Source organism: Acidovorax sp. (assembly GCF_016783915.1).
Taxonomy (GTDB): Bacteria; Pseudomonadota; Gammaproteobacteria; order Burkholderiales; family Burkholderiaceae_C; genus Acidovorax.
The window spans coordinates 1-9,249 of sequence record NZ_JADHVT010000169.1 but is presented as its reverse complement, the minus strand read 5'-3'; the positions used below and the strand labels follow the sequence as shown (position 1 = coordinate 9,249).

Genomic DNA, 9,249 nt, shown 5'->3' with positions numbered 1-9,249 from the left:
CCGACGTGGCTGCCCTGGTCGACAAGCTCAAAAACGAAGCAAAAGTCATCTAAGGAGAACAACAAATGACCGTACTCGTTATTGCTGAACACGACAACGCCTCCATCAAGGGCGCCACGCTGAATACCGTCACGGCCGCTGTGGCCTGCGGTGGCGACGTGCACGTGCTGGTCGCTGGCCACAACGCCGGTGCAGCCGCACAAGCAGCCGCCCAGATCGCCGGCGTCGCCAAAGTCATCCACGCCGACGCCCCCGGCCTGGAGCACGGCCTGGCAGAAAACGTGGCCGCGCAAGTGCTGGCCATCGCTGGCAACTACAGCCACATCCTGTTCCCGGCGACTGCCAGCGGCAAGAACGTGGCCCCCCGCGTGGCGGCCAAGCTCGATGTCGCCCAGATCAGCGACATCACCAAGGTCATCGCAGCCGATACGTTTGAGCGCCCCATCTACGCCGGCAACGCCATTGCCACCGTGCAAAGCCAGGATGCCGTCAAGATCATCACCGTGCGCACCACCGGCTTTGACGCCGCAGCCGCCACCGGTGGAGCAGCAGCGGTGGAAACCGCAGCAGCCACCGCCGACGCAGGCAAGAGCAGCTTCGTGGGCAGCGAAATCGCCAAGAGCGACCGGCCCGAGCTGACTGCCGCCAAGATCATCGTCTCGGGTGGCCGGGCGCTGGGCAGCAAGGAAAAGTTCGACGAAGTCATGACCCCGCTGGCCGACAAGCTGGGAGCCGCTTTGGGTGCCAGCCGCGCGGCAGTGGACGCAGGCTACGCCCCCAACGACTGGCAAGTGGGCCAGACGGGCAAGATCGTGGCGCCGCAGCTGTATGTGGCCGCCGGCATCTCGGGCGCCATCCAGCATTTGGCGGGCATGAAGGACTCCAAGGTGATCGTGGCGATCAATAAGGACCCGGAGGCGCCGATCTTCAGCGTGGCCGACTACGGGCTGGAGGCGGATCTGTTTGCGGCTGTGCCTGAACTGGTCAAGGCGGTTTGACATCCACAGGGCATCATCACCCGTCCAACTTCTATAGGATCAAATGCTATTAAAAATATAGCTGAATGCGCTTTTTGAAAGGGCGCTGCGGCTTTTTTCTATTCCAATAACGACGCACGAGACAACACCATGAGCACATCCCTTTCCCGCCGCAAGATCGTTCAGGCCACCGGTGCAGCACTGGCAGCTGCCGCGTTGCCAGCGCTGGCACAGTCCGCCTGGCCTAACCGTCCCCTCCGCATTGTGGTGCCGTACACGGCCGGTGGCTTTACCGACCAGATGGCGCGACTGCTCACATTGGGCCTGCAAAAGCAATTCGGTCAGCCCGTGGTGATTGACAACAAGCCCGGAGCGAACAGCATCATTGGCGTGGACGCCGTCGCCAAGTCCGCACCCGACGGGCATACGTTTGGCGTGGTGATCCCGGCCTTCACGGCCAACACCACGCTCTACCCCAAACTTCCCTACAACCCGCGCAAGGACCTGGTGGGCGTGTCGCTGCTGGGTGTCTCGCCGCTGGTGGCTGCCGTAGCGCCCAACGCACCTTTCAAGACGGTGAAGGAACTCGTGGCCTATGCCAAGGCCAACCCGGGCAAGGTGAGCTTTGCATCGTCAGGCACAGGCTCTGCCGCGCACCTGACCAGCGAGCTGCTCAAGTCGCTCACCAAGACCTTCATGGTGCACATCCCCTACCGTGGCGCAGCACCGGCGCTGACCGACCTGCTCGGCGGCCAGGTGCCGTTGTTCCTCGACCCGCCACCCAACCTGATTCAGCCCGCCAAGGCAGGCCGAATCACGCTGATTGGCGTGGCGAGTGAAAAGCGGCTGCCCATGCTGCCAGACGTACCCACCTTCATCGAGCAGGGCATTCCTGGCATGGTGGGCAGCACCTGGGCCAGCATGATCGCCCCGGCAGGCACGCCGCGCGACATCATCAAGCGCATGTCTGACGCTGTGAACGCCATCATCCAGAGTGAAGAGACCAAAGCCAAGCTCGAAGTCATGGGCACCTTCGGTGAAGGCACCACGCCTGAGGCCTGTGATGCCTTCTTGGCTGCCGAAACGACGAAGTGGGGCAAGGTGATCCGCGACGCGGGCGTGACGCTGGACTGAGCCTGATCCCCCCAGCGCGTACGTTTCAGGCGTAGCGCTTGGCCCGCAGGTTTTCCTTCATCTGCTGCAGGATCGGCTGCAGCGAGCTGCCGATGCGCAGCGCCACGCACGTGGCCAGCACGTCGATGATCAGCAAATGCATGAGGCGCGACACCATGGGGCTGTAGCGGTCGTAGCCCTCGGGGTGGTCGGCCGCCAGATGGATCTGGCAGGTGCTGGCCAGGGGCGAGCCGCTGGCGGTGATGACGATGGTGGTGGCGCCGTTGCGGCGGGCGATGTCTGCCGCGTCCATCAGGTCGCGGGTGCGGCCCGAGTTGGAGATGATCACGGCGCAGTCGCCTGGGCCCAGCAGGGTGGCGCTCATCACCTGCATGTGGCCGTCGCTGCTGGCAATCGAGGTTACGCCCAGGCGGAAAAACTTGTGCTGTGCGTCCTGCGCCACGATGCCCGAGTTGCCCACGCCGTAGAACTCGATGCGTTTGCCTTTCTTCCACGTGTCGGCAATGGCCTCGGCCGCACGTTCGATGGCCACGGTGCTGGCCGCGTTGCGGTATTGCAGGAACGCTGCCACGGCGTTGTCCACCACTTTCACCAGCACATCACCGGTCTTGTCGTCTGCATCCACACTGCGGTGGATGAAGGGCACGCCTTCGCTCACACTGCCTGCCAGCTTGAGCTTGAAGTCCGCCAGCCCGTCGTAACCCATGCTGCGGCAAAAGCGCACCACGGTGGGTTTGCTCACATGCGCGCGCTCGGCCAGCTCGCGCACGGGCAGGCGGGCGAAGGTGCGGGGGTCGGTCAGCACCAGCTTGGCCACGCGCTGTTCGGCGGGGGCCAGCGAGGGCAGGGAGGCGGTGATGCGGTCGAGCATGTCAGTCTGTGAAGGCAGGGCAGGCTGCGCAGGGGGCCTTGGAAAGGGCTTGGGTGGACGCTTCATCCACCGGCTGTGCGCGCGGTGGTGGGGCCATCTGCGTTTAATGTAACTCGGTTCCCAAAGGTATGGGGTCCGCGCAATCCCTGCCTTTCAACCTGCTTGCACGGGGCCTGGGCGTTTCCCCCCTGGCTCGGGCAGGCCCTGCACGCATAGCATCCTCCATCACGTTATCCAGATACTGAGGAGCCTTCCATGCGCAAACCCTTGCTGACAAAACTTCTGGCCGGTGCGGCCCTTGTGGCCGCTGCATCGGGCAGCTGGGCCCAGGGCCAGGTCAACATCATCTGCTCGGTGCAGGCCGAGTGGTGCAACCTGATGTCCACGGTGTACGCCAAGACCACTGGCACCAAGGTCAACATGACGGCCAAGGGCTCGGGCGAGGCGCTGGCGCAGCTCAACGCCGAGCGCGCCAACCCCAAGACCGACATCTGGTTTGGCGGCACAGGCGACCCGCATCTGCAGGCGGCCGAGCAGGGCCTGACGCTCGAATACAAGTCGCCCCAGCTGGCGCAGCTGTACCCTTGGGCACAAAAGCAGGCGGCGGATTCCAAGTACCGCACCGTGGGCGTGTACCTGGGCCCGCTGGGTTTTGGCTACAACAAGGAGCTGCTGGCCAAGCGCAAGCTCAACCCGCCCCAGTCGTGGGCCGACCTGCTCAAGCCCGAGTTCAAGGGCGAGGTGCAGATGGCCAACCCCGCATCCAGCGGCACCGCCTACACCATGATCGCCACGCTGGTGCAGATCATGGGCGAGGAAAAGGCGTTTGAATACCTCAAGGCCCTGCACCCCAACATCAGCGCGTACACCCGTTCAGGCACGGCGCCTGTCAAGGCGGTTGCACGCGGTGAGACTACGGTGTCCGTGAGTTTCGTGCACGACGTGACCACCGAGGCGGTCAATGGCTTCCCTGTGGGCTCGGTCACACCTTCTGAAGGTACTGGCGCCGAGGTGGGCTCCATGAGCATCGTCAAGAACGGCCCCAACACCGAGGCCGCCAAGAAGTTCTATGAATGGGCGCTCACGCCGGGTGGTCAGCAGTTTGGCCTGGCGGCCAAGCAGTTCCAGCTGCCCAGCAACACGCAGGTGCCCAAAGACCCGCGCATGACCGATCCGGCCAAGATGAAGCTCATCAACTACGACTACGCCAAATACGGCGCCAGCGCCGAGCGCCGCCGCCTGATTGCGCGCTGGGAAAAAGACGTGCAAAACGCAACGCGCTAAGGGGTGGTGGTGTCGGCAGCAGCGGCGGCGCACGCAACCCTTCGGACCGGGACTCCCGGTGCCTCGGTCAACCGGCCCCTGTGGGTCTGGCTGGCCATGGGCGTACTGGGGTACCTGGTGTTCCCCTGGTATGCACAGCAGGACGCCAATGGCCTGCTGGCGGTGGGCCAGGTCTTCAGCAGCGAGCAGGCCGCCAATGGGCTGATGCAGGCGGCCTTGTTCGGGCGCCCCTGGCTGTGGCTGGGCCTCGCCGGGCTGGTGGTGGCGGGCCTGGGGGCGTGCCTGCCCGCCGGGCGCAAGCAGGGTGCCCTGCTGGTGGCGGGGGGTGCACTGGGGCTGGCGGCCCTGCTGCTCAGCGGCTTTGCGATTGGCGCGCGCGGCTGGGCGTTTGAATGGATGAACAACAGCCTGGGCGAACTGGGGGCGCGCCAGCCCGGCATGGGCTGGGGCGGGTTTGTGGTGCTGTCGGCGCTGCTGGTGCTGCTGTCTTTCGGGGTGGCGCGGCGGGGCTTCTTCAAGGGCGATCTGTTCGTGGCGGCTGCGGTGGTGGGCTGTGGCAGCCTGCTCGCGCTGTTCATCGTGTTCCCGGTGCTCAAGGCGCTGTCGGCTGCGTTTTTTCTGGAGGACGGCCCGTTCTCGCTGGCCGTGGTGTGGGAGCGCATTGCGCACGAGCGCAACTTCAGCCTGTCGTGCCTGGCGGGCGGCCAGCGCTGCGGTGTGGCCTGGAACACGCTGTTCCTGGGCTTGATGACGGCCACCAGCACCACGCTGCTGGGCACCTTCATGGCCCTGATGGCCGAGCGCGCCTCGCGCCGCTATGCGCGGCCGCTGAACATCGTGGCGCTGCTGCCCATCATCACGCCGCCGTTTGTGGTGGGCCTGGGGCTCATCCTGCTGTTTGGCCGGGCGGGTGTGTTCAACCAGTTTCTGGAATATGCGTTTGGCATCACTCCCAGCCGCTGGTTCTACGGATGGCTGGGCGTGTGGGTGGCGCAGACCTTTGCGTTCACGCCCATCGCCTTCATGATCATGCGCGGCGTGGTGCAGGGCGTGGCGCCCAGCCTGGAAGAGGCCGCACAAACCCTGCGCGCCAGCCCGCACCGCACCTTCATGACGGTGACCTTGCCGCTGCTCAAGCCCGGCCTGGCCAATGCGTTCCTGGTGGGCTTTATCGAAAGCATGGCCGACTTCGGCAACCCCATCGTGGTGGGCGGGCAGTTCTCGGTGCTGTCCACCGAAATCTTCTTTGCCATCGTCGGTGCGCAGTACGACCAGGGGCGTGCCGCGTCGCTGGCCTGGATCCTCACGTTCTTCGCGCTCACGGTGTTTGCCATCCAGCGCGGGCTGCTGGGCAAGCAGAACTTCACCACCGTGTCGGGCAAGGGCGATGCGGGTATTGCCATGCCGCTGCCCACCGGTGTGCGCCGCGTGGTGCATTCCATCGCGCTGCCCTGGATGGCGTTCACCCTCGTCGTGTACCTGTTTGCGCTGGCTGGCGGCTTTGTGCAGACCTGGGGGCGTGACTACACCATCACGCTGGCGCACTTTCGCACCGCCTTCAGCGTGGAGTGGGGCGAGTTTGGCGTCGTGTGGGCAGGCACTGCGTGGAACTCGTTCTTCACCACGCTCAAGCTCGCTGCCATCTCGGCGCCGCTCACGGCCACGCTGGGCATCGGCATTGCGTGGCTGCTGGCGCGCACCGAGTTCCGAGGGCAAGGCGCGTTCGAGTTTGCCGCGCTGCTGGCCTTTGCCATCCCCGGCACGGTGCTGGGCGTGAGTTACATCCTGGCGTTCAACGTGCCGCCGTTCGAGCTGACCGGCACAGCGCTCATCATCGTGTTGTGCTTCATGTTCCGCAATCTGCCGGTGGGCGTGCGGGCGGGCACCGCAGCGTTCAAGCAGCTGGACCGATCGCTGGATGAAGCATCCGTCATGTTGCGCGCGGGCAGCGTGCAGACCCTGCGCCATGTGGTGCTGCCGCTGCTCAAACCCGCGCTGGTGGCAGCACTGGTCTACAGCTTTGTGCGCGCCATCACCACCGTGAGTGCCGTGATCTTCCTCGTCACGGCCGAGAACGAACTGGCCACCACCTACATCATCGGCCGCGTGGGCAATGGCGACTATGGCGTGGCACTGGCCTATTGCACGGTGCTCATCGTCCTTATGTCTGCCTCCATCGGGCTGATTCAGCTGCTGGTGGGCGACCGCAAGCTCGGGCGGCGCGGAGCCGCCCCCGCCGCGCACTGACCCCCCTGACAAAAGAAGAAAACACGCCATGAACAACAGCGACGCGGGCATCGTGTTCCGCAACATCACCAAGCGCTACGGCAGTGACAGCAGCTCGGCGCTGGCCGTCAAGGGCATCAGCTTTGAGGTGCCGCGCGGCACGCTCACCACCATCCTCGGCCCCTCGGGCTGCGGCAAGACCACCACCTTGCGCATGATCGCGGGGCTGGAGTCGCCCACCTCGGGCGAGATCTTCATTGCGGGCCAGGACGTGACCACGCTGGGCCCTGCGCAGCGCAATGTGAGCATGATGTTCCAGAGCTATGCGCTGTTCCCCCACATGAATGTGGTGGAGAACGTGATGTACGGCCTGCGAATGTCAGGCCAGCCCAAGGAGCAGGCGCGCACCAAGGCGGTGGAGGCGCTGCGCGGCGTGGGCCTGGTGGGCTATGACGACCGCCTGCCCAGCGAACTGTCTGGCGGGCAACAGCAGCGCGTTGCGCTGGCCCGCGCGCTGGTGCTGGAGCCGGAGGTGCTGCTGTTCGACGAGCCCTTGTCCAACCTCGACGCGCGCCTGCGCCGCGAGATGCGTGAAGAGATTCGCGCACTGCAGCAGCGCCTGTCGCTCACGGTGGCTTATGTCACACACGACCAGGCCGAGGCCATGGCCGTGAGCGACCAGATCATCGTGATGAACCAGGGGCTGATTGCGCAGAAGGGCTCGCCCCGCGCGCTGTACGAAACCCCGCACAGCGAATTCGTGGCGGGCTTCATGGGCGAGGCCATGCTGTTCCCGGCCGTGGCCGACCCCGATGGCACGGTGGCTCTCGGCCCGCTGGTGCTGCGCCCCCGCATGGCGGTGAAGAGCGGCCCGGTAAAGGTGGCGGTGCGGCCGGAGGCCTGGCGCATTCACCGCCAGGACGGGGGCCTGCTGCCCGCCCGGCTGGACAAGCGGGCCTATTTGGGCGCGGTGCACGAATACACCTTCGACACCCCGCTCGGCCACATCTTTGTGGTCTCGTCCGACCTGGACGATGTGCTGGCCGTGGGTGACGAAGTGCAGCTGAGTCTGGGTGCCCACGGCGTATCGGTGGTTGGTAGTACCGAAGGCGGCCGGACCAATGCGGAATAATGGCGCCATGACGAACCAACTCGACGCCCTCAAACAGTTCACCACCGTGGTTGCCGACACTGGCGACTTTCTGCAACTGGCCCAGTTCCGTCCGCAGGACGCCACGACCAATCCCTCGCTGATTCTCAAGGCGGTGCAAAAGCCCGAATACGCGCCGCTGCTCAAGGACACCGTCGCCAAGTGGCAAGGGCGTGCGATGGACGAGGTGATCGACCGCCTGCTGGTGCGTTTTGGTTGCGAGATCCTCACCCACGTGCCCGGCCGTGTTTCCACCGAAGTGGACGCCCGCCTGAGCTTTGACACCAGCGCCACCGTCACGCGCGCCGAGCGCATCATCGAGCTGTACCAGGCCGAAGGCATCCACATCGACCGCGTGCTCATCAAGATCGCGGCCACGTGGGAAGGCATCCAGGCCGCCGCCCAGCTGGAGCGCAAGGGCATCCACACCAACCTCACGCTGCTGTTCTCTTTTGCCCAGGCCGTGGCCTGCGGCCAGGCCAAGGTGCAGCTGATCTCGCCGTTTGTGGGCCGCATCTACGACTGGTACAAAAAGCAGGCGGGTGCAAGCTGGGACGAGGCCGCGCGCGCGGGCGCCAACGACCCGGGCGTGCAGTCGGTCACGCAGATCTACAACCACTACAAGCGTTTTGGCATTGCCACCGAGGTGATGGGCGCGAGCTTCCGCAATGTGGGTCAGATCACGGCGCTGGCCGGGTGCGACCTGTTGACCATTGCGCCCGAGCTGTTGGCGCAGCTGGCTGCGAGTGATGCACCGTTGCAGCGGGCGTTGGATGCGGAGGCTGCCAAGGCGATGGACCTGCCTGCGGTGAACTATGACGAGGCGGGGTTCCGGTTTGCGCTGAATGAGGATGCGATGGCGACCGAGAAGCTGGCCGAGGGCATTCGGGCGTTTGCGGTGGATGCTGTGAAGCTGGAGAAGCTGATTCTCGCTGCTTGAAGTCGGAGGTTTTTTGAGCGGCTGGTGCCTGGGTTGCAGGTGCTGGCCGCTTTTGTTTTTGCTGGGCTATTGCGAGCACATCGGGCTGCATGCTTGTGTTTGGGGCGGGAGCCGGGTTGTCGCCCCGGCAGGCGAGGTACTTTTCTTTGCTTCGCCAAAGAAAAGTACCCAAAAGAAAGGCGACCCCCAGTCTGCGACCCCTTCGCTGTGCGAAGGGGCAAACCTGCTGCGTGTCGGTTGCGGGGTGCGCCACAGAACTCACTGCGCGCCTGCGGCGCTCCGTTCAAACAACTGCGGCGAGTCAGTTTACGAAGCATGGGCGCTCCGACGCCCATGCCACCCCGCAACCGCCCCGCCGCAGGCGCAGCCAGCAGGGGGGGACAGCCGAACATCCAAACAGCCGGACATCCATTCGGGCCATCGCTGCGCTCGGCCCAGTTTGCGCAGCGCGTGGCGCGTGCGCCCGCGAGGTGGGGCCGAGCGCAGCGATGGCCCGAGTGGATGTTCTGCTCCCTTTGCCCCTTTGGATGCGCCGAGGAGCGCAGGGTTTGGCGGATCAGGGCTCGCGATTGTCTGAGCGAAGTGAAACGGAGCGAGTTCGAGCGAGACCCCGCCAAACCCGAGCACCGCAGGTTGCCCCGTAGCGAAGCGCAGGGGACGCAGACAG

Annotated in this window: 7 protein-coding genes; 6 read left to right on the top strand and 1 reads right to left on the bottom strand. The window is 65.2% G+C overall.

What is annotated here, in order from left to right:
• Positions 1-65: 65 nt before the first annotated feature.
• Together ISS20_RS21260 and ISS20_RS21255 are read left to right on the top strand one after the other, a co-directional pair.
• Positions 66-998 (top strand): FAD-binding protein, encoded by a 933-nt coding sequence (locus ISS20_RS21260; protein ID WP_291439322.1) that lies wholly within the window; start codon positions 66-68, stop codon positions 996-998.
• A gap of 129 nt (positions 999-1,127) precedes the next feature.
• Positions 1,128-2,111 (top strand): tripartite tricarboxylate transporter substrate binding protein, encoded by a 984-nt coding sequence (locus tag ISS20_RS21255; RefSeq protein ID WP_291439320.1) that lies wholly within the window; start codon positions 1,128-1,130, stop codon positions 2,109-2,111.
• A gap of 25 nt (positions 2,112-2,136) precedes the next feature.
• Here ISS20_RS21255 and ISS20_RS21250 read toward each other — a convergent pair whose 3' ends face one another.
• Positions 2,137-2,982, bottom strand: coding sequence for an SIS domain-containing protein (locus ISS20_RS21250; protein WP_056058413.1), 846 nt, complete (start codon positions 2,980-2,982; stop codon positions 2,137-2,139).
• Positions 2,983-3,237: 255 nt separating this feature from the next.
• Here ISS20_RS21250 and ISS20_RS21245 point away from each other — a divergent pair, with 255 nt between their 5' ends.
• From ISS20_RS21245 to tal, 4 genes are all read left to right on the top strand, one after another.
• Positions 3,238-4,266, top strand: a complete 1,029-nt coding sequence (locus tag ISS20_RS21245) for an ABC transporter substrate-binding protein (RefSeq protein ID WP_121943770.1) — start codon at positions 3,238-3,240, stop codon at positions 4,264-4,266.
• 96 nt (positions 4,267-4,362) lie between these two features.
• Positions 4,363-6,513, top strand: coding sequence for an iron ABC transporter permease (locus tag ISS20_RS21240; protein WP_291439324.1), 2,151 nt, complete (start codon positions 4,363-4,365; stop codon positions 6,511-6,513).
• A 28-nt stretch (positions 6,514-6,541) separates the two neighbouring features.
• The gene (locus ISS20_RS21235; RefSeq protein ID WP_291439316.1) at positions 6,542-7,624 is read left to right on the top strand and encodes an ABC transporter ATP-binding protein; all 1,083 of its coding nucleotides are present in this window, start codon (positions 6,542-6,544) and stop codon (positions 7,622-7,624) included.
• 7 nt (positions 7,625-7,631) lie between these two features.
• Positions 7,632-8,582 carry a transaldolase gene (tal, locus tag ISS20_RS21230; protein ID WP_209817769.1) on the top strand — a complete coding sequence of 317 codons (951 nt, stop codon included), beginning with the start codon at positions 7,632-7,634 and terminating at the stop codon, positions 8,580-8,582.
• Positions 8,583-9,249: the final 667 nt, after the last annotated feature.